Genomic DNA, 25,485 nt, shown 5'->3' with positions numbered 1-25,485 from the left:
CCCCGGCGCCCGCTCAGCCCCGCGCGAACATCCGCGCTTCATCGTGCAGCACCGGCGCGACCGCATCGACCAGCCGCGACGCGGCGTCGTTGACGTTCAGCCCCGCGGTATCCACCACGGCCGACGCGCGGGCGTAGAGCGGCTCGCGGCTGACCAGAATGGTGCGCAGTTCGGCCATCGCGGAACGATCATCCGCCATCGGCCGCAGGTCGCCCTGGCCGCGCACGCGCGCCATGTGTTCTTCGGGCTTCGCCTTCAGCCAGATCGTGTAGAACGACGACAGGATCAGGTCGAACGTCAGCGGTTCGGAGACGATGCCGCCGCCGGTTGCGAGCACCATCAGCTCCTTGCGCGCCAGCAATTGCCCGAGCGCGGCCTGCTCCATGCGCCGAAAGCCTTCCTGGCCGTAGAGCGCGATGATCTCGGCGACGGACAATCCGTTCTGCGCCTCGATCTCCTTGTTGAGTTCGACAAAGCTCCAGCCGATCTTCTTCGCCAGCATTTTGCCGAGCGTCGATTTGCCGGCGCCGCGCAGCCCGATCAGCGCGATGCCCGAGAACGACATCTTGCGATGCGCCGACGTACTGCCGCCCGCGAGCACGTCCTTGGCCTGCGCGATCTGCGCGGATGTCGCCTTGCGCACGAGGTCGCGGATGACAGCCCAGTCGGGCACAGGTTCGGTGGAGGGAATGAGATCTTCCAGATGCGCGCCCATCGCGTTCGACACCCGACGCAGCAGCACGATCGAGACGTTGCCCTTGCCGCTTTCGAGCTGGGCGATATAGCGTTCGGAAATGCCGGAGACCTTCGCGAGCACTTTTCGCGACATGCCGCGCAGCGCCCGCATGGTGCGCACGCGCTGGCCGAGCTGCTCAAGAAAGCCGGTTTCGGGATCGCTGGTTTCGGACATTTCCCTTGGGTAGCCCCTTAGCTCGCCCTGGCTGCAAATCAGCGCGTTTCGGAAACATAATGCCGATGAGGATTGACAGCAAGCGCGCCCGGTGGTCTTTATATGAATTATAATTCTTAAAATCTGGGAGAAGCGTCTTGAGCGGCACGTCCGGTTCCTACAATGCGGTGACCTGGCTGCTTGATCGCAATGTCGACGAGGGCCGCGGCGCCAAGCTCGCCTTCACCGATACGGTCTCCGAACTCACCTATGGCGACCTGCAACGCCAGAGCTGCCGCGTCGCCAACATGCTGCGCCGGTTTGGCGTCCGCCGCGAAGAGCGCGTCGCGATGATCATGCTCGACACGGTGGATTTTCCTTGCGTGTTCCTCGGCGCGATCCGCGCCGGCATCGTGCCGGTGCCGCTCAACACGCTGCTGACGGCGGATCAATATGCCTACGTGCTGGCGGATTGCCGCGCGCGGGTGCTGTTCGTGTCCGAAGCGCTCTATCCCGTCGTCAAAGACATCGTCGGGCGGATGCCGGACCTCGAGCATGTGATCGTGTCCGGCAAGGAGGCGCGCGGCCACAAGAAGCTTGCCGACGAACTCGCGCGCGAGAGCGACAGCTTTGCGACCGCGGCGACGCATCCCGATGAGCCCGCCTTCTGGCTCTATTCGTCGGGCTCCACCGGCATGCCCAAGGGCGTTCGCCACCTGCATTCCAATCTCGCCGCCACTGCGGAAACCTACGCCAAACAAGTGCTCGGCATTCGCGAGGACGATATCGGCCTCTCGGCGGCAAAGCTGTTTTTTGCCTACGGCCTCGGCAACGCGCTGACCTTTCCGATGTCGGTCGGCGCATCAACGGTGCTGAATTCCGATCGTCCGACGCCGGCGGCGATGTTCGCGCTGATGAACAAATACAACCCCAGCATCTTCTTCGGCGTGCCGACATTGTTCGCGGCGATGCTCAACGACGAGACGCTGAAGGACGCGGGCGCCGGCCAACGGCTTCGCGTCTGCACCTCGGCGGGCGAAGCGCTGCCAGAATCGGTCGGCAATGCCTGGAAGGCGCGGTTCGGCGTCGACATTCTCGACGGCGTCGGCTCCACCGAGCTCTTGCACATCTTTCTGTCCAACGCGCCCGGCGACATCAAATACGGCTCGTCCGGCCGTCCCGTGCCGGGCTACCGCGTGCGGCTGGTCAATGAAGCGGGCGCCGACGTGCCCGATGGCGAGGTCGGCGAATTGCTGGTCGATGCGCCCTCGGCCGGCGAAGGCTACTGGAACCAGCGCAGCAAGAGCCGGCAAACGTTTGAAGGCCACTGGACCCGCACCGGCGACAAGTACATCCGCGACGCCGACGGCCGCTACACGTTCTGCGGCCGCAGCGACGACATGTTCAAGGTCTCCGGCATCTGGGTGTCGCCGTTCGAAGTCGAGAGCGCGCTGATCACCCATCCCGCAGTGCTGGAAGCCGCCGTGGTGCCCGAGGCCGATCCGGAAGGCCTGCTGAAGCCAAAAGCTTTCGTCGTGCTGCGCGCCGAAACCAAAACCGACGGCCTGCATGATGCGCTGAAGGAGCACGTCAAGCAGAAGATCGGGCCGTGGAAATATCCGCGCTGGATCGATGTGGTGGACAGTTTGCCGAAGACGGCGACGGGAAAAATCCAGCGGTTCAAGCTGCGGGAACACTAGCCGTCATGGCCGGGCTTGACCCGGCCATCCACGTCTTGCTTGCCGCTTCCAAGGACGTGGATGCCCGGGACAAGCCCGGGCATGACGAACGAGAGATTCAATTCGCAGGTACAATAGACATGACCCTCTCCCCCACCGGCTTCCTCACCATCGGCGCCGCCAATCTCGAATACCGCATGATCGGTCCGTCACCTCAGGACGCGCCGACCATCGTGATGCTGCATGAAGGCCTCGGCTCGGCCGGCTTGTGGGGCGATTTCCCTGACAAGCTTCAGGCCGCCACCGGCGCCGGCGTGTTCGCCTATTCGCGCGCGGGCTATGGCGCTTCCACACCGGCGAAACTGCCGCGCGCCGTCGACTACATGCACAGCGAAGCACTCGACGTGCTGCCAAAGCTGCTCAATCAAATCGGCTTCCGCCGCGGGCTGCTCGTCGGCCATTCCGACGGCGCCTCGATCGCGGCGATCTATACGGGTGCGCATCAGGATCACCGCGTCGAAGGCGTCGTGATGATCGCGCCGCATTTCATCGTCGAGGACATCTCGGTGGCGTCTATCGCGAAAATCAAGACCGCCTATGAGACCTCGGACCTGAAGGCAAAGCTGGCGCGCTGGCACAAGGATGTCGACAACGCCTTCCATGGCTGGAACGGCGCCTGGCTCGATCCGGCCTTTCGCAACTGGGATATTTCCGAATACCTCGCCTATATCCGCGTGCCCGTCGCGATCCTGCAGGGTCGCGATGACGAGTATGGGACAATGCGCCAGATCGAGATCGCCCAGGAAGAGTGCTACTGTCCCGTCGATGTGACGGTGATTCCGGGGGCGGGACACCAGCCGCATCGGGAGGCGCCGGGGGCGACGCTGGATGCGGTCCAGGAATTCGCAAACGCGGTGTTGCGTGTTGACGGCTCGCAGGGACGGGCCGCGTAAGCTATTTTTCGGTGCACTGTTTGGGACTACGAAACGCTGGCGCAGGTCACGGCATTGGTGCCGTCGCGGTTCGGCGGCCATGTGCCGGCACGTCATCCGGCGCTGCGTTACGCTCTGCGGCTCAACGACCACGGCTATTTCTGGGAGTCGCAGGAGATCCTTGAAGCGGTGTGGGCCGCCGCACCACAAGGCGGCCGCGAGCGAATCCTGCTGCGCGCCTGCATTCAGATCGCGACCGCGAATTTGCGCCTGCGCATGCAAAAGCCGCACGCCGCAGCAAGGTTGCTAGGGGAAGCGCTCGGCGAACTCAAGGCGCTCGGCCTGCGCAACGCCGGCGGCGACGGGTTCGCCGACGGTTTTCCGGTTTTTGCCCTGGCCGAACTCGTCAAGGCCAAACTGGGGCGGCCACAGCTTGCCAAGGTCGATTGGGTGGCCTTTGGCTCTGTTAGCCGAACATGAAACAAAATGCATGTTTCGACGTTTTAGACTAGACTTGATCAAAAACATGCACTATTGTGCATGTCAGGTAAGGCAAACAAAAGCGTCAGGGTGGCCCAATGGCTGGCGAAGATCGCGTCCTCGCAGGCGGTGCAAAATACATCGATTTCCAGACTGATCCGTCGCGCTACCGGCATTGGAAGATCGATGTCGATGGTGACGTCGCGACGCTGACCATGGATGTCGACGAGAATGCCGGCCTGTTCGAGGGCTATCAGTTAAAACTCAATTCCTACGATCTCGGCGTCGACATCGAACTCGCCGACGCCGTGCAAAGGCTGCGCTTCGAGCATCCGGGAGTAAAAGTCGTGGTGATGCGCTCGGGCAAGAACCGCGTGTTCTGCGCCGGCGCCAATATCCGCATGCTGGCGGGCGCCACCCACGCCCACAAAGTCAATTTCTGCAAATTCACCAACGAGACCCGCAACGGTCTGGAAGACTCTTCCGAGAATTCCGGGCAGCGCTTCATCAGCGTCGTCAACGGCACCGCGGCCGGCGGCGGCTATGAGCTGGCGCTGGCGACCGATCACATCATGCTCGCCGACGACGGCTCGGCGGCGGTGTCGCTGCCGGAAGTGCCGCTGCTCGCCGTGCTGCCGGGCACCGGCGGCCTCACCCGCGTGGTCGACAAGCGCAAGGTGCGCCGCGATCACGCCGACTATTTCTGCACCATCGAGGAAGGCATCAAGGGCAAGCGCGCCGTGCAATGGCGCCTGGTCGACGAGATCGTGCCGAACAGCAAGCTGGAGGCCAAGGTCGCGGACCGCGCCAAGGAATTCGCCGCAGCTTCGAAGCGCAACGGCAACGGCAAGGGTCTCGCGCTGACGCCGCTCCAGCGCACCATCAACGAGACCGGCATCCGCTACGGCTTTGTCAGCGTCGATATCGACCGCGCGCAGCGCATCGCCACCATCTCGATCAAGGCGCCGGAAGAAGCCCCGCCCGCTGATATCGACGGCCTGATCGCGCAGGGCGCATCGTTCTGGCCGCTGCAGGTCGCGCGCGAACTCGATGACGCGATCCTGCACCTGCGCATCAACGAGCTCGAGACCGCGATGCTGCTGTTCAAGTCGCATGGCGATCGCGCAGGCGTCGTCGCCTGCGACGCGTTCCTCGAGGCCAACAAGGCGCATTGGCTGGTCAACGAGATCAGGCAATACTGGAAGCGGGTGCTCAAGCGCATCGACGTCACCTCGCGCACGCTGGTGACGCTGGTCGAGCCCGGCTCCTGCTTCGTCGGCACGCTGGCTGAACTCGTGTTCGCCGCCGACCGCTCCTACATGCTGATCGGCCAGAAGCAGGGCGACAACCGCGCCCCGCCGACCATCGAACTGACCGCGATGAATTTCGGGCCGTATCCGATGAGCCATGGTCTTACGCGGCTGCAGTCGCGCTTCCAGGCCGATCCGTCGGATCTCGAGCGCGCCGAGGCGACTATCGGCACCACGCTCGATGCGGAGGCTGCCGAAGAGCTCGGCCTCGTCACCTTCGCGCTCGACGATATCGACTGGGACGACGAGGTGCGGGTGTTCCTGGAGGAGCGCACCTCCTTCTCGCCCGACGGCCTCACCGGCATGGAAGCGAATCTGCGCTTCGTCGGACCCGAGACCATGGAATCGAAGATCTTCTCGCGCCTCACCGCTTGGCAGAACTGGATCTTCCAGCGTCCCAACGCCGTCGGCGAAGACGGCGCCCTGCGCCGCTACGGCACCGGCCAGAAGGCGCAGTTCGATATGACGCGGGTTTAGATTTCGTGTCCCGGGCGCTGCGCGGCACGCTTGTGACGCGCTGCAGAACCGGGACCCACACGGACCGTTACTGAAATGGTCCCGGCTCTGCGGCGCACCGCTTCGCGTCGCACCGCGTCCGGGACACGAGAGCGAGCAAGGAGCACGCCATGAACTTCATGAACGTCGACTACTCAACCAAGATTCCTAACAACGTGAATCTCAGTGAAGATCGCCAGGTGCTCAAGGCGCTCGAAGGCTGGCATCCCGGCTACATGGATTGGTGGAGCGACATGGGGCCGGAAGGCTTCCAGCAATCCTTGGTCTACCTGCGCACCGCCTATTCGGTCGATCCGCGCGGCTGGGCCAAGTTCGATTACGTCAAGATGCCGGAATATCGCTGGGGCATTCTCCTTGCTCCCCAGGAGGAAAATCGCGTCATTCCGTTCGGCGAGAACTTCGGTAAGCCGGCCTGGCAGGAAGTCCCGGGCGAACACCGCGCCACGCTGCGCCGCCTGATCGTGATCCAGGGCGACACCGAGCCGGCCTCGGTCGAACAGCAGCGCCATCTCGGCAAGACCGCGCCCTCGCTGTACGACCTGCGCAATTTGTTCCAGGTCAATGTCGAAGAGGGCCGCCATCTCTGGGCGATGGTCTATCTGCTGCAGAAGTATTTCGGCCGCGACGGCCGCGAAGAGGCCGATGATTTGTTGCGCCGCCGCTCCGGCGACGCGGATAGCCCACGCATGCTCGGCGCCTTCAACGAGGCGACACCCGACTGGCTGTCATTCTTCATGTTCACCTACTTCACCGACCGCGACGGCAAGATGCAGCTGCACTCGCTGGCGCAGTCCGGCTTCGATCCCTTGTCGCGCACCTGCCGCTTCATGCTGACCGAAGAGGCGCATCACATGTTCGTCGGCGAGACCGGCATCAGCCGCGTCGTGCAGCGCACCTGCGAGGCGATGAAGGCGGCCGGCATCACCGATCCCACCGATATCGCAAAAGTCCGCGCGCTCGGCGTGATCGATCTGCCGACCATCCAGAAGAAATTGCATTTGCATTACTCGCTGTCGCTGGATCTGTTCGGCTCGGAAGTCTCCACCAACGCCGCGAACGCCTTCAACGCCGGCATCAAGGGCCGCTACAAGGAAACCCAGATCGACGACGACCATCAGCTGAAGAACGCGACCTATCCGGTGCTGAAGCTGGTCGACGGCGTGATCAAGCGCGTCGACGAGCCGGCGCTGACCGCGCTCAACATGCGCCTGCGCGACGACTACACGCAGGATTGCGCCAAGGGCATGCTGCGCTGGAACAAGATCATCTCGCTCGCCGGCTACCAGTACAAGCTGACGCTGCCCGACGTCGCCTTCCACCGCCATATCGGCGAGTTCAAGGACATCAACGCGACCCCGGAGGGTGTGCTGATCGACACCGCCACCTGGAACGCGCGCAAGAACGATTGGCTGCCGTCATCGGACGATGGCGACTTCATCGCCTCGCTGATGACCCCGGTTACCGAAGCCGGCACCTACGCCTCCTGGATCTCGCCGCCGAAAGTCGGCATCGACAACAAGCCCGGCGATTTCGAATACGTGAAAATCGAGACGTGAGGCGCTTGCTTAACCTCTCCCCGCTTGCGGGGAGAGGTCGCCGCGCTCTTGCGCGGCGGGTGAGGGGGTACCGGTCTCACTCCGCTCTGAACTCGTGGATAGAGCCCCTCACCCCAACCCTCTAAGAGCGAGCTTCGCTCGTCTCGACCCCGCAAGAGCGGGGCGAGGGAGCGGACCACCGGTGACGCCTTAGCGCCGCTCCTACCCCGCGATCTCCAGTCCCGCATTCGCATACACCACGCCGCCGTCGACCGCGATGGTGTTGCCGACGACATAATCGCCGGCGCGCGAGGCGAGATAGATCGCAATCCCGGCCATATCCTCATCGGTGCCGATCCGCTTCGCCGGAATGCGTTTTGCGACATCATCCGAGTGATCGCGCGCGGCCTTGTTCATGTCCGACTTGAAGGCGCCCGGCGCGATCGCGGTGACGTTGATATTGTCCTTGACCAGTTTGGTCGCCATGCGCCGCGTCAGATGGATCACCGCGGCCTTGCTCGCGGCGTAGGAATAGGTCTCCGTCGGGTTGACGAAGATGCCGTCGACCGAGGCGATGTTGATGACCTTGGCCGGCCGTTCGTGCGAGGCCGCCGCGCGCAGCGGTTTCGCCAGCGCCTTGGTCAGGAAGAACAGCGACTTGACGTTGAGGTCCATGACCTTGTCCCAGCCGCTCTCCGGAAACTCGTCGAACTCCGCGCCCCAGGCGGCGCCGGCATTGTTGACGAGGATGTCGAGCTTCGGCTCGAGCTTGATCATCTCGGCGGCCAGCCTGTCGCAGCCTTCGACCGTCGAAATGTCGATCGGCAGCGCGATGCACTCGCCGTCATAGGCCGCAGTGAGCTCTTTTGCGGTCGCTTCGCAGGGACCGGCCTTGCGCGCGGTGATGTAGACCTTCGCAGCTCCCTGCGCGAGAAACCCGGCCGCGATCATCTTGCCGATCCCGCGCGATCCACCCGTCACCAGCGCGACGCGGCCCTTTAGCGAAAACAGATCCTTGAACATGCGTTCCTCCTTTTGCTCTTGCCAGCGGTTTTGAGCGCGAGGGGAGGGCGAGTCAAGGAAACATGATCGCCGTCGTCCCTGCGAACGCTCAGATGCGCAATTGCGCATCGGGGGACCCATACTCCGCGGCCTTGGTTGCTGAAAAAAGGAAGATAACTACCTGCGTGCAAGACAATTGCCGCCGGTGGTTATGGGTCCCTGCGTTCGCAGGGACGACAACGGTGAGGTAACTACACCGCGTCGATGCGCCGGAAGCCGTTCCACATCGCGGTGGCGGCGCCGGAGGTCAGCACCGGGATGATGCGCTCGTCCTGGTAATTGCCGTTGAGCGAGACCCGCTGCAGCGCGGTCAAATGGCCAGCGCTTTCCGGGAAGATCATGCCCGGCCGGGTCGTCACCGCGGTCTTGAAGCCGGCCGCCTTGGCGAGTGTGAACTCCCGCTGGCCGGCGGCGATCTTGTCGCCGTAGGGATAGGCAAGATGCAGCACCGGGCGTTGCAGCGCCGCCTCGATCCGCATCCGGCTGGTGGCGATTTCGAAACTGGCGGTCGCCTCGGTCTGCTTCGCCAGATTGCAATGCGTGATGGTATGCGCGCCGATGGTCACCAGCGGTTCGTCGGCAAACGCCTTCAACTCGTCCCAGGACATGCAGAGGTCGCGGGCGATCTTCGTCTCGTCCACGTCATAGCGCGTGCATAGTGCGGAGATTTCGCGTTGCACGTCGATCTCGCCCGGCAGGCTGCGCAGCCACTCGTGCAGCCGGTCGAAGGCGACCTGCTTGGCCGCCGGCGTCGAGGCATCGAGACGGGTAACCACGCCGCCGATCGGCACCTCGATCGAGGATGCCTTGGCGAGCGCCAGCTCCATTGCAACCCACCACAGCCGGCCGGTGCCTTCGGCGAAATCGCTGGTGACGTAGACCGTCATGGGTGCGTCGAATTCACGCATCACGGGCAACGCGAAATCGCGGTTGTCGCGATAACCGTCGTCAAAGGTGAAGCAGGCGAAGCGCCGCGCGAAATTGCCTTGGGAAAGCCGCGCATGCGCCTCGTCCATGGTGACCAGGTCGACGTTGAGGGACCGCAGATGCGCCAGCACCGCGCGCAGGAATTCGGGTTCGACCTCGAGATGATAATTGGGCTGGAATTCCGCGTCACGGCGCGGGCGCACATGGTGCAGCATGAAAATTGCGCCGACACCTGCGAAGATTGGTCGCAGCAGATAATGCGCACCCGAGAAGTAAAGCGCTTCCAATCCGGCGCGGATAACGGTGTTGCGGAGCATTTTCATCAGGACTTGCCGCCTGTTTCATTATGTTTCTAACTTAGCGGCAGACCGTTGAAGAAACGGTTAGCTGGGCAAATATCTGCACCCCGACGCTTCTCTGCTATTTCGGGTTTGACAGCCCCGCAAGGGTTTGTTTTCTCTCTGTTTCCGGACCCTTAGGAACTCGAATGCACGGACTTTTCAGGTGGAGTGGCAAATGGTGGCCGGGTGTGATTCCGCTCGTCATCCTTTGGGGTTTCGCCGCCTGGACAAGCACCGTGCCGCTGGAAGCCGACCTGGCGCAGCGTTCTACCACAGCGCTGAAAGATACCGTCCTCGACAAAAGGCGAATAGTGGTTGCGGGCCGCGACGTGACGTTTGCAGCCGAAGCCTTCTCGGAAGAGGGCCGGCTGAGCGCGGTTGCGTCGGTGGAAGCGGTGCCGGGCGTGCGGCTGGTCAACGACGAAACCCGCCTTGTTCCCGAAGCCAAGCCGTTCGTGTGGTCCGCTGAACGCGACGTCGTCCGGGTGACGCTGGGCGGCAGTTCGCCGCTGCCTTCGAGCAAAAGCAAGCTGATGGAAGCCGCGCGCGCGATGCTCGGTGGCGTCGAAGTCTCCGACCGGATGAACCTGGCGCGCGGCGCGCCGCAGCGCTTCGACGCTGCCGCGCTGCTGTTGCTCGACCAGATTGCAAAGCTGAAGGACGGAAAGATCACGCTGTCGGACAACAAGGTCACGCTGTCAGGGATGGCGCGTGAACTTGGCGGCCGCGAAGCCATCGCCGCCGCGCTGAAGAATCTGCCCGAGGGCTATTCGGTCGCGGCCAACGACGTCAAGGCGCCGCCCTACATCTTCCAGGCCTACAAGGACCCGGTTGCGGTGACGCTGACGCTGACCGGCTATGTGCCCGACAACAACGCCCATGCCGCGCTGGTGGCGGCGGCGGGCCGCAAGTTCTTCAGCGAGAAAGTCGTCGACAACCTGAAGGCGAGCGTCGGTGCGCCCAGTGGATTTGCCGCGGCCGTCGTGCCGGCGCTCGGCGCGCTGTCGCGGCTGTCGACCGGGACGCTCGTGGTCAGCGACCGCGAGGTCAAACTGTCAGGCGATGCGCTTTACGAGGCGGCCGCGACCCAGATCCGTGCCGGCCTTGGCAAGGAGTTTCCGCAGGGGTGGCAATTCAAGCCTGAAATCTCGGTCAAACCGACCGCGGCGCCGGTCGACCCCACGGTCTGCCAGCAGCTGTTTACCGATCTGCTCGGCAAGGCCAGGATCCGGTTCGAATCCGGGAAGGCCGACATCGTGGCTGACTCCGCCGGGCTGCTGGATCGGCTGATCGAGACCGCATTGCGCTGCCCGAACGCCAATATCGAGGTCGTCGGACATACCGATTCCGACGGCGAGGAAGGTGCCAATCAGGCGCTCTCGGAGAAGCGCGCCCAGGCGGTCACCGATTATCTGGTCAAGGCAGGACTGCCCGCGAACCGTTTCACGTCGACCGGCCTTGGCAGCACCCAGCCGATCGCCGGTAATGACACCGACCAGGGCAAGGCGCAGAACCGCCGTATCGATTTCGTGGTGAGGTAAGGATGGCCTTTCTGGCGTCGTTCTTCTGGGGCTGGCTGTTGGGCTCACTGCTCCTTGGCCTCGCCATGGGCTGGATTTCCATCGTTCAGCACGGCGAGGGCGTATCGAAAAAATGGAAGCGGTGGCTGGCGGCGCTGGCGGTCGTCCTGGTCGCGGCCGCGGCTTCGCGGCTGATCCCAGGCCGGTTTGGCTACTGGCTCGACCTCGGACTGATCATGTTCGCACTCTATCTTTGCGGCTGCGCGGCGGGATCGTGGCTGCGGGACTGGGTGGTCTCCCGCAGCGCGCCGGCGGCCTGACACATTCCGATGCTTCTATCCGCCCATTATCGGATGTTCGGTCGCTACAACGCCTGGGCCAACACTCGGCTTTACGACGCGGCGGCGCGGCTGAGCCGTGAACAATATCACGCCGATCGCGGCGCCTTCTTCAAATCCGTCCACGGCACCCTGAACCATTTGCTGGCGACCGACCGCATCTGGATGCAGCGTTTCACCGGCACAGGTGAGGCGCCAGCCAAGGTGGACGCCATCCTGTTCGAGAGTTTTGCCGAACTTCGCCCCGCGCGCGAGGCAGAAGACGGCCGCATTGTCGGTTTCGTGGATGGGCTGGACGAGGCCCGGATGGCCGGTTCGATCAGATACCGCCGGGTCTCGACACCGGAACTATTCGAGCAGCCCCTGGCTTCCGCGCTGGCCCACTGGTTCAACCACCAGACCCACCATCGCGGCCAGCTTCATGCGCTGTTAACCGGTTTGGTCGGCCAGGCGCCGGAACTCGACCTGCTATTCTACCAGCGACTTTCCGGCAAACTCGGTGCCGTATGACGTGCCGCGGCCGATTCTATGCGACAGTTACCCGGGATCGCCCCAGTTGCGGACGCCGCCTTGGGCGCGCAGAATGCAGCAAAACTGTGCATCCACTGTCATCAAATCCGCCTAATAGGTTGAAGAACCGCGTTTTATTGTCGTTAGACGAATTCCACTCCGGCCCAAAACGCGCTACTGGAGTCCCCAGGGAGCAGCGGAGCGTCGGCGGAATTCGCACCGTTGCCGTCGTCGCGGGATCGCAATTCGAGGTCTAGATGCTGGAAGCAATACGCAGGGCGGTTTCGTTTCTGCGCCAGAAGCAGGTCCTGCATAAGCTCGGGGTTGTGATCAGTATCGCGGTCATCGGAACCGCGTGCTACGTGCTCTATCATATGCTGCGGGGCATCGACACCAACGAGGTGATCGAGGCCATCAAGAGCACGGAACCACGCCAGATCGTGCTGGCGGCGCTGTTCGTGGCGGCGGGTTACTTCACGCTGACCTTCTACGATCTGTTTGCGGTGCGGGCGATCGGCCACACCCACGTCCCCTACCGCATCACCGCGCTTGCCGCCTTCACCTCCTATTCAATCGGCCACAATGTCGGCGCCAGCGTCTTCACCGGCGGCGCGGTGCGCTACCGGATCTATTCGGCCTGGGGGCTGAACGCGATCGACGTCGCCAAGATCTGCTTCCTGGCCGGGCTCACCTTCTGGCTCGGCAATGCCGCGGTGCTTGGCCTCGGCATCGCCTATCACCCGGAAGCCGCGGCCTCGATCGATCAGTTGCCGGCCTGGCTCAACCGTGCCCTGGCGTTTGCGATCATCGCCGGCCTCGTCGGCTATGTGGTCTGGGTCTGGAGCCAGCCCCGCAGCGTCGGTCGTGGGCCGTGGACCGTGACGCTGCCGGGCGGGCCGCTGACACTGCTGCAGATCGGTATCGGCATCATCGACCTCGGGTTCTGCGCGCTGGCGATGTATGTGCTGACCCCCGATGAACCAAACGTTGGCTTCGTCGTCGTCGCGGTCATCTTCGTCTCGGCGACGTTGCTCGGCTTTGCCAGCCACTCGCCCGGTGGTCTCGGCGTGTTCGACGCGGCCATGCTGGTCGGGCTCTGGCAGATGGACCGGGAGGACCTGCTGGCCGGGATGCTGCTGTTCCGGGTCCTCTATTATATTGCGCCTTTTGTCATATCTGTAATCTTGCTGACGCTTCGGGAGGTTATCCTGGGTGCGCGGTCGAAGCGCCTGCGCCAGTTGGCGCCTGGCTCCGACGCCGAGCCGAGACGTGAGGCCGTCTATGTGCGCGAGCGTGGAGACACCGGCGCCTGAAAACGCGTAAAAGACGCAAAAGACAGAGGGAACAAAGCCAACGATGGCGATAGACGATTCCTCCGCTTCCTCCTCCTATTTTGCCCCATGGTCCGACCGGTTACGGCATTCGGCCATTATCCTGCTGGTCGCGGGCCTCGCTCTGTCGGTCTTCGTCGCCACCGGCGAACTCGGGGTGGCGCGCGCAATTGCCGCCTTTATCTGCATTGCCGCCGCAGCTTTGGTGCCATGGCGGCTGCATGATGCGGTCACCTCGCGCGAAGACGTTCGCGGCGTCAATCCAGTCGAAGCCGCCGCCGTCAGCGCCGTCGTGGCCGGCATGCCCGATCCGGCCGTGCTGCTCGACCGCGCCGGCCGCGTGCTCCATCTCAATGCGGCGGCAGCCCAGCTGGCGCCTGCGCTGCGCAAGAACGAGCTTGCCCAGTTCGCGCTTCGCTCGCCCGAAATCATCACCGCCCTGCGCGAGGCGATCGCGACCACCGAACCGCGCCGCGCGACCTATCTCGACCATGTGCCGGTCGATCGCTGGATGGAGCTGATCATCACGCCGGTGCCGGTGCCGACGCTGTTCGGCGGCACCGACAAGTGCATGCTGATGACGTTCCACGACCAGACGCCGCTGCGCCGGGTCGAGGAGATGCGCGCCGATTTCGTCGCCAATGCCAGCCACGAACTGCGCACGCCGCTCGCCGCTTTGTCCGGCTTCATCGATACGCTGCAAGGGCCGGCCAAGGATGACGTCAAGGCGCGCGAGCGCTTTCTCGGCATCATGCACGCGCAGGCGACGCGGATGGCGCGGCTGATCGACGATTTGCTGTCGCTGTCGCGGGTCGAATTGTCGGCGCATGTTCGGCCCGACACCTCGGTCGACATCGTGCCGATCATCCGCCAGGTCGCCGACGGGCTGGAGCCGCTGGCGCATGAACGCCAGGTCAAGATCGAGATCGATCTGCCTGAGCTGCCGGTGACGATCGCGGGCGATCGCGAGGAGCTGCTGCGGCTGTTCGAAAATCTGATCGAGAACGCGCTCAAATATGGCGCCTCCGGCGGCAAGGTCATCGTCTCGCTGGTGCAGGCGGCTTCCGCCGACGGCGCGCCTGAGGTCCGCGTGCTGGTGCGCGATTTCGGGCCCGGAATTGCCCCGGAACACCTGCCGCGGCTCACCGAGCGGTTCTACCGGGTCGATGTCGGCGACAGCCGGGCGCAGGGTGGAACCGGGCTCGGTTTATCCTTGGTGAAACATATTGTTAACCGCCATCGCGGCCGGCTTTTGATCGAAAGCGTGCCCAAAAACGGGGCCACTTTTACCGCCTGTTTTCCCCAGCCGAAACTCCCGGTGGCGACTTAAACTCCAGCGATTTCAATCGCTTGAGACTGTCATCCAACTGTCATCGAACCTTCGTAAAAGCTCTATTGACCGCACCTAAACGGATGCGGCGTGAGCGCGATCGGGCGTTAACAGGCGCTTCGCTCACCAGATGGAGACCAGCCATGAATTTCATCAAGACAATCGTCGCGGCAGGCCTCGTCGCCGCCTCGACCTCGGCGTTCGCCGCCGATATCACCGGCGCGGGCGCCACCTTCCCGTTCCCGCTCTATTCCAAGTGGGCCGATTCCTACAAGAAAGAGACCGGCAACGGTCTGAACTACCAGTCGATCGGTTCCGGCGCCGGTATCAAGCAGATCATCGCGAAGACCGTGACCTTCGGCGCCAGCGACATGCCGCTCAAGTCGGAGCAGCTCGACAAGGAAGGCATGATCCAGTGGCCGCAGGCGATGGGCGCCCTGGTGCCGGTCGTCAACCTCGAAGGCATCAAGCCGGGCGAACTGGTATTCACCGGCGAATTGCTGGGCGACATCTATCTCGGCAAGGTCAAGAAGTGGGACGATCCCGCGATTGCCAAGCTCAATCCGAAGCTGAAGCTGCCGACCGACGCCATCACCGTGGTCCGCCGCTCCGACGGTTCGGGCACCACCTTCCTCTGGACCGACTACCTCTCGAAAACCAATGCCGAGTGGAAGACCAAGGTAGGGGCCGGTACGGCGGTTGAATGGCCGACAGGCGTTGGCGCCAAGGGCAACGAAGGTGTGGCAGGCAATGTCGGCCAGACCAAGAACTCGATCGGTTATGTCGAATACGCCTACGCCAAGCAGAACAAGCTCACCCATGCCGGAGTGATCAACAAGGCGGGCAAGACCGTGCAGCCCACCATTGGGGCATTCCAGGCCGCAGCAGCCAATGCCGACTGGGCCGGCGCCAAGAACTACTACGTGATCCTCACCGACCAGGCCGGCGAAGCTTCATGGCCGATCACCGGCGCGACCTTCATCCTGATGCACAAGGACGCCACCGACAAGGCGGCTGCCAAGGAAGCCATCAAGTTCTTCACCTGGGCCTTCGCAAAGGGCGACAAGATGGCTGAAGACCTCGACTACATTCCGATGCCGGACTCGGTGGTCAAGATGATCGAAAAGACCTGGACCGCCGAGATCAAGAGCTGAGCCGAGAACAAAGATCTGGGCCGCGTTCCGGCCCGGCGAACAGCGGGAGCGTGCTTCCACTCTACCCAACCCGGTCTCTCCGGGTTGGGTCTTTCCCTCCGGGCTGGAGGGCGAATACAGGGCGGTCCGGCTACCAGGAAATCTGGTGGCAATGTCCGGTGTAAAACCGGCGCCGGAACCAGGGCATTTGGGCTATACAGTACAGGGGATTGGCGTGGCAGACATGGCGGTTCAGAGCGACATAATGGAAGCTGCCGGACCTTACGATCGCGCCAAGGCTCTCAGCGCTTTCAAGTTTGGCGACGTGACATTTTACTGGATCACGCGCGCCTGCGCGATCTCGGTCCTGCTCATCCTCGGCGGCATCATCGTCTCGCTGATCGCGGGCGCCTGGCCGGCGATCAGGGAATATGGCTTCTCCTTCCTGTTCACCTCGCGCTGGGCGCCATCCAACGATCCGCCGGTGCTCGGCGCACTCGGGCCGATCTATGGCACGCTGGTCACCTCGGTGATCGCGATGACGATCGCGATCCCAGTCGGGCTCGGCATCGCGATCTTCCTCACCGAGCTTTGTCCGCAGTGGCTGCGTCGCCCGATCGGCATTGCCGTGGAATTGCTCGCCGGCATCCCCTCGATCATCTACGGCATGTGGGGGTTCTTCGTGCTGGGCCCGTTCATGGCCGACAGTTTTCAGCCGTTTGTGATCAAGGTGTTCGATGGCGTCCCGATTCTCGGCACCATCTTCGCTGGTCCGCCGTCTTATCTCAGCCTGTTCAACGCGTCGCTGATCCTTGCGATCATGGTGCTGCCGTTCATCACCGCGATTTCGGTCGACGTGTTCAAGACGGTGCCGCCGGTGCTCAAGGAAGCCGCCTACGGCGTCGGCTGCACCACCTGGGAAGTCGTCCGCAACGTCGTGATCCCCTATACAAAGGTCGGCGTGATCGGCGGCATCATGCTGGCGCTCGGCCGTGCGCTTGGCGAGACCATGGCGGTGACGTTTATCATCGGCAACGCCTTCAAGATCACGGGCTCGGTGTTTTCTCCGGGCACTACGATCTCGGCGGCGATCGCATCCGAATTCGCCGAGAGCGACGGCTTGCACCAATCCGGCCTGATCCTGCTGGGGCTGCTATTGTTCGTGCTGACGTTCTTCGTCCTGGCGGCCGCGCGGATAATGCTGATGCGGCTGGAAAAGAAGGCGGGGAATTAAGATCATGAACCCGATTTATACCCGTCGCCGCCGCGTCGACATCGTCGTCAAGGTCCTGTGCCTCGGCGCCGCGGTTTTTGGCGTCACCTGGCTGGGGCTGATCCTATTCACCTTGTTCTTTAACGGCCTCGCCGGGATCAATCTCGCGGTCTTCACGCAGAATACCCCTCCACCGGGATCAACCGACGGCGGATTGCTGAACGCGATTGTCGGCTCGATCATCATGACCGTGATCGGCGTTGGCATCGGCGCGCCGCTCGGCCTGTTCGCCGGCACATACCTTGCCGAATACGGCAGGAACGACAAGCTCACCTCGGTGATCCGTTTCATCAACGACATCCTGCTCAGCGCGCCCTCGATCATCATCGGCCTGTTCGTCTATGGCGCGATCGTGGTGCCGATGGGCGGCTTCTCGGCCTTTGCCGGCTGTCTGGCGCTGGCCGTGATCGTGATCCCCGTGGTGGTGCGCACGACCGAGGACATGTTGCTGCTGGTGCCCAATCCGTTGCGCGAGGCCGCGTCCGCGCTCGGCCTGCCGCGCTCGCTGGTGATCAAGCGCATCGCCTACCGCGCCGCGCGCGCCGGCCTCATCACCGGTGTGCTGCTCGCCACCGCCCGCGTCGCCGGCGAAACCGCGCCGCTGCTGTTCACCGCGCTGTCGAACCAGTTCTTCAGCCTCGACCTCACCAAGACGATGGCGAACCTGCCGGTCACCATCAACAACTTCGTGCAGAGCCCCTACGAATACTGGAAGCAGCTCGCCTGGAGCGGGGCGCTGCTCATCACCCTGACCGTACTCGCCCTGAATATTGGCGCGCGCATCCTTGGCGCCGAGAGGACCGCAAAATGAACGATCTTTCCGTATCCGTGAGTGCTGCGAACGGACCTGTTCCGCAGGTCGCCTTGCCCGACGCGCCGCCGAAAGTGACGGCGCGCGGCCTGAACTTCTACTATGGCGAGCACCACGCGCTGAAGAACATCAACCTCACGCTCGGCACCCACCGCGTCACCGCCTTCATCGGGCCGTCCGGCTGCGGCAAGTCCACGCTGCTGCGGATCTTCAACCGGATGTACGACCTCTATCCGGGCCAGAAGGCGACCGGGCAATTGATGCTCGACCAGACCAACATCCTCGACCCCAAGCTCGATCTCAATCTGCTGCGCGCCCGGGTCGGCATGGTGTTCCAGAAGCCGACGCCGTTTCCGATGACGATCTACGAAAACATCGCCTTCGGCATCCGCCTTTATGAGAAGATCTCGAAATCCGAGATGGACGGCCGCGTCGAAAAGGCGTTGCGTGGCGGTGCGCTGTGGAACGAGGTCAAGGACAAGCTGAATGCATCGGGGCTCAGCCTGTCCGGCGGCCAGCAGCAGCGGCTCTGCATCGCGCGCACGGTGGCGGTGCGCCCTGAAGTGATCCTGTTCGACGAGCCCTGCTCGGCGCTGGACCCGATTTCGACCGCCAAGGTCGAGGAGCTGATCCAGGAATTGTCGGAGGACTACACCATCGCCATCGTGACCCATAACATGCAGCAGGCGGCGCGCGTCTCGGACAAGACCGCCTTCATGTATCTCGGTGAACTGGTCGAATTCGACGACACCAACAAGATTTTCACCTCGCCGAGCGATCGACGCACCCAGGATTACATTACCGGCCGGTTCGGCTAAGCGCACATCGCGAGGAGAAGACAATGGCTTCAGAACATACCGCGAAGGCGTTCGACAGCGATCTTCAGGAATTGACCCGCCTGGTCGCCGAAATGGGCGGCCTTGCCGAACGCATGATCACCGAATCCGTCGATGCCTTGATCCGGCGCGACGTCGCGCTCGGCAAACGCGTCGTCGCTTCCGACGTCGAGATCGACCGCCTGCAGCACCTGATCGAGGAACGCGCGGTGCTGACGATTGCCCGCCGCCAGCCGATGGCGATCGACCTGCGCGAGATCGTCGGCGCCATGCGGGTGGCCACCGATCTGGAACGGATCGGCGACCTCGCCAAGAACATGGGCAAGCGCGTCGCCGCGCTGGAGAACGATTTCCAGCCGCTGAAGCTGATCCGCGGTCTCGAACACATGACCGATCTGGTGCAGTCGCAGGTCAAGTCCGTGCTCGACGCCTACGCGTCGCACGATCTGCCGGCGGCGATGGCGGTCTGGAAGGGCGACGAGGAAGTCGACGCCATCTGCACCTCGCTGTTTCGCGAGCTCCTGACCTACATGATGGAAGATCCGCGCAACATCTCGTTTTGCATCCATCTGATGTTCTGCGCCAAGAACATCGAGCGGATCGGCGACCATGCCACCAACATCGCCGAGACCGTGTTCTACATGATCGAAGGCCAGCAGATCCTAGACAAGCGCCCGAAGGGCGACATGACCAATTTCGCCACCACGGTGCCAGGAAACTAGAAGCGGAACTAGAAGCGGAAGACGTTCGCGTAACAAACCGCGTCAAAATATCGGATATCAAGAGGCTTACATAGATGAATGCACGCATTCTGGTGGTTGAAGACGAGGAAGCGCTCACCACGCTTCTGCGCTACAACCTCGATGCCGAAGGCTATGAGGTCGAAACCGTCGCCCGCGGTGACGACGCCGATACGAGGCTGAAGGAGCGGGTGCCCGACCTGATCGTGCTGGACTGGATGCTGCCGGGCCTGTCCGGCATCGAACTGTGCCGCCGCTTGCGGGCGCGGCCGGAGACCAAGGCGCTGCCGATCATCATGCTGACCGCGCGCGGCGAGGAAAGCGAACGGGTACGGGGGCTGGCGACCGGCGCCGACGACTACATCGTAAAACCCTTTTCCGTGCCGGAGCTGCTGGCGCGGGTGAAGGGCCTGTTGCGGCGGGCGAGCCCGGAGCGGCTGGCCACCGTGCTGACCTATGGCGATATCGAACTCGACCGCGAGAAGCGCCGCGTCGCGCGCTCGGGCCGTCCGATCGATCTCGGCCCCACCGAATATCGCCTGCTGGAGTTTTTCCTGGAACATCCCGGCCGCGTGTTCAGCCGCGAGCAACTGCTCGACAGCGTCTGGGGCCGCGACATCTATATCGACGAGCGTACCGTCGACGTCCATATCGGCCGCCTGCGCAAATTGCTCAACCCCGGCCGCGAACAGGACCCGATCCGCACCGTGCGCGGCGCCGGCTACGCGCTGGATGATCGGTTCGCGAAGGTGGAGTAGGGCGCGGCGTAAACAAGTTTGCGTCGTCCCGGCGAACGCCGGGACCCATAACCACAAATACTAATTGCTAAGAAAGCTGGAGCTCCAGCCAAGCCTAACCACGGCCATCGGTGGTTATGGGTCCCGGCCTTCGCCGGGACGACGGCTAATATTCGTTGTAACGCCGCGCGAACTCAGCGCGTCGGCTTCGGTGCCGGGCGGCGGCGATCGGAGGCCGGCTGATAGGCGATGCGCGAGTGATGTGCGCAATAGGGCAGGCTGGTGAGCGCCTTGCCGCCGCAGAAAAAGAATTCCGAGCTCGAGGGATCGCCGATCGGCCAGTGGCAGGTGGCCTCGTTCAATTCGAGCAGCGTCAGCCGCTGGCTCATCGGCACCACATTGTCGTAGGCGACCGGATCCGGCTCCATCTCCACCTCGAAGGCGTGGGCCAGCGCGGTGTTGCCGCGCGACACCGGGCGCGCCACCCGCATCATCTGCGGGGCGGGACGCGCCTTGCGCTGACGCGGCGCGGCCGAGGAGGGGCTCTTGGCACGGCCGGAAAGACCCAGCCGATGCACTTTGCCGATCACTGCATTTCGCGTCACATTCCCGAGTTCCGCGGCGATCTGGCTGGCGGAAAGTCCGCCCTCCCAGAGCTTTTTAAGCTGCTCGACGCGCTCGTCGGACCAGGTCAATACCGTCATCGCATTCTTCCCTTCGCACAGAGCCGGCCAAACCGGGGGCAGCGCTGGCGATGCCAATTCTCAAAAATCCCAGCGGGCAGAATCCCTTAGCCCTCGCCGGGCGCATAAAAGCCGCCCGAACGTTTACGCCTTACAAAATGGACTCTAGGGGTCAGTACTTCCGCACGAGATGTCGTACCCGACAGCCCAGACGCTACAATATGGCGGGACTCTGGCGCAAGAGTCCGCGTCCGTGCGTCCACATGTTCCGGTATTTATGCATTGTAATTGGAGTTTTCCACGGCACCGGAATGCTACGGATTGCTTTATCCTGCACTGCAGGAAAGGCCTTTTTAGGCGTGTTGACACGGTCCAAAGCCAGCATAGAATGCCTGTCACGTGCCGCCCCGAAAAGGCGGCACGTTTTGTTTTCGCAAGACCGGCTGTGCCGCGTTCGCACCAATGCACGCTATGTGGCCGGTCTCTAACCGTCAGTGATGGCCATGACCAACAGCGCCCCGTCGCATCTGCTTCCCGTATTCGCGAGAGTCGATCTCGGTTTCGAACGCGGCGAAGGCGCGTGGCTGATCTCAACGTCGGGCGAGCGCTATCTCGACTTCACCTCGGGCGTGGCGGTGAATGCGCTCGGCCACTGCCATCCGCATCTGGTCGCAGCCTTGCAGGAGCAGGCCACCAAGCTCTGGCACATGTCGAACCTGTTCCGGAGCCCGGACGGCGACAAGCTCGCAGCAAGGCTGTGCGAGCAGACCTTTGCCGATCTGGTGTTCTTCTGTAATTCCGGCGCGGAAGCGATGGAATGCGCGATCAAGGTCGCGCGCCGCTATCACGCCGCCAAGGGCCATTCCGATCGTTATCGTATCGTCACCTTCGAGGGCGCCTTCCACGGCCGCACGCTGGGCACGCTGGCGGCTACGGGATCTGCCAAATATCTGGAAGGTTTCGGTCCGCCGCTGGATGGCTTCGACCAGGTCGCGCATGGCGATCTCGAGGCGGTCAAGAAGGCGATCGGGCCGCAGACCGCCGCCATCCTGATCGAGCCGGTGCAGGGCGAGGGCGGCGTGCGCAGCGCGCCGCATGCGTTCTACAAGGCGCTCCGCCAATTGTGCGACGACAAGGGCCTGCTGCTGATCTTCGACGAGGTGCAGACCGGCATGGGCCGCACCGGCGATCTGTTTGCCTATAAGCGCCTCGGCGTCACCCCCGACATCATGTCGCTGGCAAAAGCGCTCGGCGGCGGCTTTCCGATCGGCGCCTGCCTTGCCACGGCAGAGGCGGCGTCCGGCATGACGCCGGGCTCGCACGGCTCGACCTTCGGCGGCAACCCGCTGGCGATCGCCTCCGCCAACGCGGTGCTCGACGTGATGCTCAAGCCCGGCTTCTTCGACCACGTGCAGAAAGTGTCGCTGCTCTTGAAACAGAAGCTCGCTTCCGTGGCCGATCGCTATCCTGCCGTGCTCGCGGAAGTGCGCGGCGAAGGGCTTTTGATCGGCGTCAAGGCCGTGGTGCCCTCGGGCGATCTCGTCGCCGCGCTGCGCGACCAGAAGCTGCTGACCGTCGGCGCCGGCGACAATGTCGTGCGCTTTCTCGCGCCCCTGATCGTTTCCGAAGCCGAGATCGAGCAGTCCGTCCAAAGCCTCGAGCGCGCCTGCATCGCGCTGTCGGGCGACAAGAAGAAGGCGGCGGGGTGATGAGCAAGTCCCTACGTCACTTCCTCGATATCAGCGAGCTGCCGCCGAAGGAACTGCGCAACATGCTGGACCTGAGCGTCGCCATGAAGGCGAAGCTGAAGGCGCATGAGAAGAACAGGAAGCCGCTCGAGGGCAAGACGCTGGCGATGATCTTCGAACGGCCGTCGACCCGCACCCGGGTCTCGTTCGACGTCGGCATGCGCCAGCTCGGCGGCGAGGCCATTATGCTGACCGGCGCGGAAATGCAGCTAGGCCGCGGCGAGACCATCGCCGATACCGCGCGCGTGCTGTCGCGTTACGTCGATGCGATCATGATCCGCATCCTCAACCACGATGCGCTGCTGGAGCTTGCCGCCAACGCCACCGTGCCCGTCATCAACGGGCTGACCCGGCGCTCGCATCCCTGCCAGGTGATGGCTGACCTGATGACGTTCGAGGAGCATCGCGGCTCGATCGAGGGCCGCACCGTGGCCTGGACCGGCGACGACAACAACGTGCTGGCGTCATGGGCGCATGCCGCGGAGCGTTTGAAGTTCAAACTGAACGTGGCGACCCCGCCGCAGCTCGCGCCGAACAAGGCGATGAAGGACTGGATCAAGGCGACGCAGGCGCCGATCGTGCTCGGCAACGACCCGGAAGCCGCCGTCGCGGGCGCCGACTGCGTCGTGACCGACACCTGGGTGTCGATGGGCGATAAGGACGGCGAGCATCGCCACAACGTGCTCAAGCCCTATCAGGTCAACGCCCAACTGATGTCGCTGGCCAAGCCCGACGCGCTGTTCATGCACTGCCTGCCCGCCCATCGCGGTGAGGAGGTCACCGACGAGGTGATCGACGGCCCGCAATCGGTGGTGTTCGACGAAGCCGAAAACCGCCTGCATGCGCAAAAGGGCATTCTGGCCTGGTGTTTTAACGAAGTGGCGTAGGGACTGACCTTACGGTTTGCGTTCCCCGGACGCTGCGCAGCGCGAAGCGGTGCGCTGCAGAGCCGGGGTCCACGTTGATGCGCACAAATGGGTCCCGGCTCTGCGGAGCAGCGTTGCACGCTGCACCGGGTCCGGGACACGGGTACCCCTTTCGATTCACTCCTTCCGACCCCAGATAGGCGCGATGACATCACAATCCCCCGACATCAAAATCACGATCGAAGCGCCGATCCGCGCGCCATCGGCGGTTCCCATCGACGATGCGGCGTTGCCGTTCGAGGTCAATACGCTCGACCTGCGCGGGCGGCTGACCCGGCTCGGCCCGGCGCTCGACGACATCCTGACCAAGCACGATTACCCGGCGCCGGTCTGCAAGCTGCTCGGCGAGGCCATCGTGCTGGCGACGCTGCTCGGCTCGTCGCTGAAGTTCGACGGCCGCTTCATCCTGCAGACCCAGACCGACGGCCCGGTATCGTTCCTGATCGTGGATTTCCAGCTGCCGGATCGGCTGCGCGCCTATGCGCGCTTCGATGCGACGCGGCTGAAAGACGGGCAGGATTCCGGCGCGCTGCTCGGCAACGGTCATCTGGCGATGACCATCGACCAGGGCGCGGACATGAGCCGCTATCAAGGCCTGGTGGCGCTGGAAGGCGGCAATCTCGAAGACGCCGCGCATGAATACTTTCTGCGCTCCGAACAGATCCCGACCCGCGTGCGGCTTGCAGTCGGCGAGGAGTGGCGCGGCAGCGGCGACGGCCCGAAACACCGCTGGCGCGCCGGCGGCATGCTGCTGCAATTCCTGCCTCAGGCGCCGGAGCGGGCGCGGCAGGCCGACCTCCATCCCGGCGATGCGCCGGAAGGCGCCGTGACGCATGCGGTGGCCGAAGACGACGCCTGGGTCGAAGGCCAGTCGCTGATCTCGACCGTCGAGGATGTCGAACTGCTCGATCCGGATTTGTCGGGCGAGCGCTTATTGTATCGCCTGTTCCACGAACGCGGCGTGCGCGTGTTCGCGCCGTTAGCCCTGCGCGCGCAATGCTCCTGCTCGCGCGACGCGGTGTCGTCGATGCTGAAAAGCTTCCAGCCGCAGGACCGCGCGGAAATGGTCAAGGACGGCAAGGTGGTGGTGACCTGCGAGTTCTGCTCGTCGATCTATGAGTTCACGCCGGATGAAGCGGGTGTGGAATAGTACTTTTGTCATTCTCTCCTCGTCATTGCGAGCTCCGCTCGCAATGACGGTTGAGTGCGACAAAACAACCCGACGGGCAAATCAGTTCTGATTTACGGAAATTCTGTCAAGCAGAGAATTTCTGCAAATCAAAAATATTTCTGTTGCCGGCCGACCCAAATCAGTGCGCATCTACCGCCATCCCGTCCCACTCAGAGGGCGTCGGCCGTCGTCACGGACGTTGGGCGGGTTGCGGTGGACGCTGGTTCACGCCTGACGACGGCGTGGATGAGCGTACGGCAAAACCGTGTGGTCCTGGCGCCCGTTGCAGGCGTCAAGCCGTCGGCTAGGCGCAAGCTGAACCGGTGGTGACGGAGTCAACCAAGAACTCGTCTCCGGGGAGATCACGGCATAAGCCGTAAAGCCATTGCGCAGGGAAGGCCGGGTGTTCTCCGCTGCCCTGTATGCTCGTGTGCAGCCTACTTAGTGCAAACCGCACACGGGACCGCGGGTGCAGCGCGCACCCGGTCTTCCCTGCGCCCTCTATTTGAAGGGCGGGAAGTTGCTGGCAAAGCTCGGGCGCAATGCGTCGCGAGAACGTCGAGGTGTGTGTCTCACCCACAATTGTCGTCACCCGCGAAGGCGGGTGACCCAGTATTCCAGAGACCGCAATGATTGAACCGAGAAGCCGCGGCGTACTGGATCCCCCGCTTTCGCGGAGGATGACAGCAATGTGTGGCGCTATACCATCCCCGTCATTGCGAGCGCA

Annotated in this window: 23 protein-coding genes; 19 read left to right on the top strand and 4 right to left on the bottom strand. The window is 63.4% G+C overall.

Going from position 1 to position 25,485, the window contains the following annotated elements:
* Positions 1 to 13: 13 nt before the first annotated feature.
* Positions 14 to 910 carry a helix-turn-helix transcriptional regulator gene (locus JQ641_RS21660; RefSeq protein ID WP_211997962.1) on the bottom strand — a complete coding sequence of 299 codons (897 nt, stop codon included), beginning with the start codon at positions 908 to 910 and terminating at the stop codon, positions 14 to 16.
* 137 nt (positions 911 to 1,047) lie between these two features.
* Here JQ641_RS21660 and JQ641_RS21655 point away from each other — a divergent pair, with 137 nt between their 5' ends.
* The 5 genes from JQ641_RS21655 to boxB all read left to right on the top strand — a co-directional run bounded on the left by JQ641_RS21655 (position 1,048) and on the right by boxB (position 7,362).
* Positions 1,048 to 2,589 (top strand): benzoate-CoA ligase family protein, encoded by a 1,542-nt coding sequence (locus JQ641_RS21655; protein ID WP_249150587.1) that lies wholly within the window; start codon positions 1,048 to 1,050, stop codon positions 2,587 to 2,589.
* Positions 2,590 to 2,708: 119 nt separating this feature from the next.
* The gene (locus JQ641_RS21650; RefSeq protein ID WP_211997961.1) at positions 2,709 to 3,521 is read left to right on the top strand and encodes an alpha/beta fold hydrolase; all 813 of its coding nucleotides are present in this window, start codon (positions 2,709 to 2,711) and stop codon (positions 3,519 to 3,521) included.
* Positions 3,522 to 3,578: 57 nt separating this feature from the next.
* Positions 3,579 to 3,980, top strand: coding sequence for a DUF309 domain-containing protein (locus JQ641_RS21645; RefSeq protein WP_349628598.1), 402 nt, complete (start codon positions 3,579 to 3,581; stop codon positions 3,978 to 3,980).
* 98 nt (positions 3,981 to 4,078) lie between these two features.
* Positions 4,079 to 5,767 (top strand): 2,3-epoxybenzoyl-CoA dihydrolase, encoded by a 1,689-nt coding sequence (gene boxC / locus JQ641_RS21640; protein WP_211997960.1) that lies wholly within the window; start codon positions 4,079 to 4,081, stop codon positions 5,765 to 5,767.
* Between the two features lie 158 nt (positions 5,768 to 5,925).
* Positions 5,926 to 7,362 (top strand): benzoyl-CoA 2,3-epoxidase subunit BoxB, encoded by a 1,437-nt coding sequence (boxB, locus tag JQ641_RS21635; RefSeq protein WP_192735721.1) that lies wholly within the window; start codon positions 5,926 to 5,928, stop codon positions 7,360 to 7,362.
* A gap of 201 nt (positions 7,363 to 7,563) precedes the next feature.
* Here boxB and JQ641_RS21630 read toward each other — a convergent pair whose 3' ends face one another.
* Both JQ641_RS21630 and JQ641_RS21625 read right to left on the bottom strand, forming a co-directional pair.
* Entirely contained in the window at positions 7,564 to 8,364 is an 801-nt protein-coding gene (locus JQ641_RS21630; RefSeq protein ID WP_211997959.1) for an SDR family NAD(P)-dependent oxidoreductase, read from the bottom strand.
* Between the two features lie 230 nt (positions 8,365 to 8,594).
* Positions 8,595 to 9,653 carry a polysaccharide deacetylase family protein gene (locus JQ641_RS21625; RefSeq protein ID WP_211997958.1) on the bottom strand — a complete coding sequence of 353 codons (1,059 nt, stop codon included), beginning with the start codon at positions 9,651 to 9,653 and terminating at the stop codon, positions 8,595 to 8,597.
* Between the two features lie 164 nt (positions 9,654 to 9,817).
* On the opposite strand from JQ641_RS21625, the gene JQ641_RS21620 reads away from it, so the two are divergent.
* The 11 genes from JQ641_RS21620 (at position 9,818) to phoB (ending at position 20,251) form a co-directional block, all read left to right on the top strand.
* The gene (locus JQ641_RS21620) at positions 9,818 to 11,212 is read left to right on the top strand and encodes an OmpA family protein (RefSeq protein WP_211997957.1); all 1,395 of its coding nucleotides are present in this window, start codon (positions 9,818 to 9,820) and stop codon (positions 11,210 to 11,212) included.
* A gap of 2 nt (positions 11,213 to 11,214) precedes the next feature.
* On the top strand, positions 11,215 to 11,511 hold the full coding sequence (locus JQ641_RS21615) for a hypothetical protein (RefSeq protein ID WP_211997956.1): 297 nt from the start codon (positions 11,215 to 11,217) through the stop codon (positions 11,509 to 11,511).
* A gap of 33 nt (positions 11,512 to 11,544) precedes the next feature.
* Positions 11,545 to 12,039, top strand: coding sequence for a DinB family protein (locus tag JQ641_RS21610; protein WP_249150585.1), 495 nt, complete (start codon positions 11,545 to 11,547; stop codon positions 12,037 to 12,039).
* A 257-nt stretch (positions 12,040 to 12,296) separates the two neighbouring features.
* Positions 12,297 to 13,352, top strand: coding sequence for a lysylphosphatidylglycerol synthase domain-containing protein (locus JQ641_RS21605; protein WP_211997954.1), 1,056 nt, complete (start codon positions 12,297 to 12,299; stop codon positions 13,350 to 13,352).
* A 43-nt stretch (positions 13,353 to 13,395) separates the two neighbouring features.
* Entirely contained in the window at positions 13,396 to 14,700 is a 1,305-nt protein-coding gene (locus JQ641_RS21600) for an ATP-binding protein (protein WP_211997953.1), read from the top strand.
* A 143-nt stretch (positions 14,701 to 14,843) separates the two neighbouring features.
* Positions 14,844 to 15,854 carry a phosphate ABC transporter substrate-binding protein PstS gene (gene pstS, locus JQ641_RS21595; protein ID WP_211997952.1) on the top strand — a complete coding sequence of 337 codons (1,011 nt, stop codon included), beginning with the start codon at positions 14,844 to 14,846 and terminating at the stop codon, positions 15,852 to 15,854.
* Between the two features lie 214 nt (positions 15,855 to 16,068).
* On the top strand, positions 16,069 to 17,067 hold the full coding sequence (gene pstC / locus JQ641_RS21590; protein WP_211997951.1) for a phosphate ABC transporter permease subunit PstC: 999 nt from the start codon (positions 16,069 to 16,071) through the stop codon (positions 17,065 to 17,067).
* Between the two features lie 4 nt (positions 17,068 to 17,071).
* Positions 17,072 to 17,917, top strand: coding sequence for a phosphate ABC transporter permease PstA (pstA, locus tag JQ641_RS21585; protein ID WP_211997950.1), 846 nt, complete (start codon positions 17,072 to 17,074; stop codon positions 17,915 to 17,917).
* Positions 17,914 to 18,735: a phosphate ABC transporter ATP-binding protein PstB gene (pstB, locus tag JQ641_RS21580; RefSeq protein ID WP_192735465.1), complete on the top strand. Its 822-nt coding sequence runs from the start codon at positions 17,914 to 17,916 to the stop codon at positions 18,733 to 18,735. The genes pstA and pstB overlap by 4 nt, the downstream gene beginning before the upstream one ends.
* 23 nt (positions 18,736 to 18,758) lie before the next feature.
* On the top strand, positions 18,759 to 19,475 hold the full coding sequence (phoU, locus tag JQ641_RS21575; protein ID WP_192735464.1) for a phosphate signaling complex protein PhoU: 717 nt from the start codon (positions 18,759 to 18,761) through the stop codon (positions 19,473 to 19,475).
* Positions 19,476 to 19,549: 74 nt separating this feature from the next.
* Positions 19,550 to 20,251 (top strand): phosphate regulon transcriptional regulator PhoB, encoded by a 702-nt coding sequence (gene phoB / locus JQ641_RS21570; protein ID WP_192735463.1) that lies wholly within the window; start codon positions 19,550 to 19,552, stop codon positions 20,249 to 20,251.
* Between the two features lie 173 nt (positions 20,252 to 20,424).
* Here the strand turns inward: phoB and JQ641_RS21565 are convergent, their stop codons facing one another.
* Entirely contained in the window at positions 20,425 to 20,934 is a 510-nt protein-coding gene (locus JQ641_RS21565; protein ID WP_211997949.1) for a GcrA family cell cycle regulator, read from the bottom strand.
* 482 nt (positions 20,935 to 21,416) lie between these two features.
* Between JQ641_RS21565 and JQ641_RS21560 the strand changes: the two genes are divergently transcribed.
* From JQ641_RS21560 to JQ641_RS21550, 3 genes are all read left to right on the top strand, one after another.
* Complete coding sequence (locus tag JQ641_RS21560) at positions 21,417 to 22,622, top strand: aspartate aminotransferase family protein (protein ID WP_211997948.1); 1,206 nt, start codon at positions 21,417 to 21,419, stop codon at positions 22,620 to 22,622.
* Complete coding sequence (gene argF, locus JQ641_RS21555; RefSeq protein ID WP_192735460.1) at positions 22,622 to 23,548, top strand: ornithine carbamoyltransferase; 927 nt, start codon at positions 22,622 to 22,624, stop codon at positions 23,546 to 23,548. Before JQ641_RS21560 ends, argF begins: the two co-directional genes overlap by 1 nt.
* A 184-nt stretch (positions 23,549 to 23,732) precedes the next feature.
* Positions 23,733 to 24,737, top strand: coding sequence for an Hsp33 family molecular chaperone (locus JQ641_RS21550; RefSeq protein ID WP_211997947.1), 1,005 nt, complete (start codon positions 23,733 to 23,735; stop codon positions 24,735 to 24,737).
* Positions 24,738 to 25,485: the final 748 nt, after the last annotated feature.

Origin of the sequence: Bradyrhizobium sp. JYMT SZCCT0180 (genome assembly GCF_018130165.1) — a bacterium.
Lineage (GTDB): Bacteria > Pseudomonadota > Alphaproteobacteria > Rhizobiales > Xanthobacteraceae > Bradyrhizobium.
This window is presented reverse-complemented; position numbering and strand designations above follow the sequence as displayed.

Excerpts from the sequence above, each read along its gene's own strand:
- JQ641_RS21660 (WP_211997962.1), bottom strand. The coding sequence starts at position 910 with ATGTCCGAAACCAGCGATCCCGAAACCGGCTTTCTTGAGCAGCTCGGC.
- JQ641_RS21650 (WP_211997961.1), top strand. The coding sequence starts at position 2,709 with ATGACCCTCTCCCCCACCGGCTTCCTCACCATCGGCGCCGCCAATCTC.
- boxC (WP_211997960.1), top strand. The coding sequence starts at position 4,079 with ATGGCTGGCGAAGATCGCGTCCTCGCAGGCGGTGCAAAATACATCGAT.
- boxB (WP_192735721.1), top strand. The coding sequence starts at position 5,926 with ATGAACGTCGACTACTCAACCAAGATTCCTAACAACGTGAATCTCAGT.
- JQ641_RS21630 (WP_211997959.1), bottom strand. The coding sequence starts at position 8,364 with ATGTTCAAGGATCTGTTTTCGCTAAAGGGCCGCGTCGCGCTGGTGACG.
- JQ641_RS21625 (WP_211997958.1), bottom strand. The coding sequence starts at position 9,653 with ATGAAAATGCTCCGCAACACCGTTATCCGCGCCGGATTGGAAGCGCTT.
- JQ641_RS21620 (WP_211997957.1), top strand. The coding sequence starts at position 9,818 with ATGCACGGACTTTTCAGGTGGAGTGGCAAATGGTGGCCGGGTGTGATT.
- JQ641_RS21615 (WP_211997956.1), top strand. The coding sequence starts at position 11,215 with ATGGCCTTTCTGGCGTCGTTCTTCTGGGGCTGGCTGTTGGGCTCACTG.
- JQ641_RS21610 (WP_249150585.1), top strand. The coding sequence starts at position 11,545 with ATGTTCGGTCGCTACAACGCCTGGGCCAACACTCGGCTTTACGACGCG.
- JQ641_RS21605 (WP_211997954.1), top strand. The coding sequence starts at position 12,297 with ATGCTGGAAGCAATACGCAGGGCGGTTTCGTTTCTGCGCCAGAAGCAG.
- JQ641_RS21600 (WP_211997953.1), top strand. The coding sequence starts at position 13,396 with ATGGCGATAGACGATTCCTCCGCTTCCTCCTCCTATTTTGCCCCATGG.
- pstS (WP_211997952.1), top strand. The coding sequence starts at position 14,844 with ATGAATTTCATCAAGACAATCGTCGCGGCAGGCCTCGTCGCCGCCTCG.
- pstA (WP_211997950.1), top strand. The coding sequence starts at position 17,072 with ATGAACCCGATTTATACCCGTCGCCGCCGCGTCGACATCGTCGTCAAG.
- pstB (WP_192735465.1), top strand. The coding sequence starts at position 17,914 with ATGAACGATCTTTCCGTATCCGTGAGTGCTGCGAACGGACCTGTTCCG.
- phoU (WP_192735464.1), top strand. The coding sequence starts at position 18,759 with ATGGCTTCAGAACATACCGCGAAGGCGTTCGACAGCGATCTTCAGGAA.
- phoB (WP_192735463.1), top strand. The coding sequence starts at position 19,550 with ATGAATGCACGCATTCTGGTGGTTGAAGACGAGGAAGCGCTCACCACG.
- JQ641_RS21565 (WP_211997949.1), bottom strand. The coding sequence starts at position 20,934 with ATGACGGTATTGACCTGGTCCGACGAGCGCGTCGAGCAGCTTAAAAAG.
- JQ641_RS21560 (WP_211997948.1), top strand. The coding sequence starts at position 21,417 with ATGACCAACAGCGCCCCGTCGCATCTGCTTCCCGTATTCGCGAGAGTC.
- argF (WP_192735460.1), top strand. The coding sequence starts at position 22,622 with ATGAGCAAGTCCCTACGTCACTTCCTCGATATCAGCGAGCTGCCGCCG.
- JQ641_RS21550 (WP_211997947.1), top strand. The coding sequence starts at position 23,733 with ATGACATCACAATCCCCCGACATCAAAATCACGATCGAAGCGCCGATC.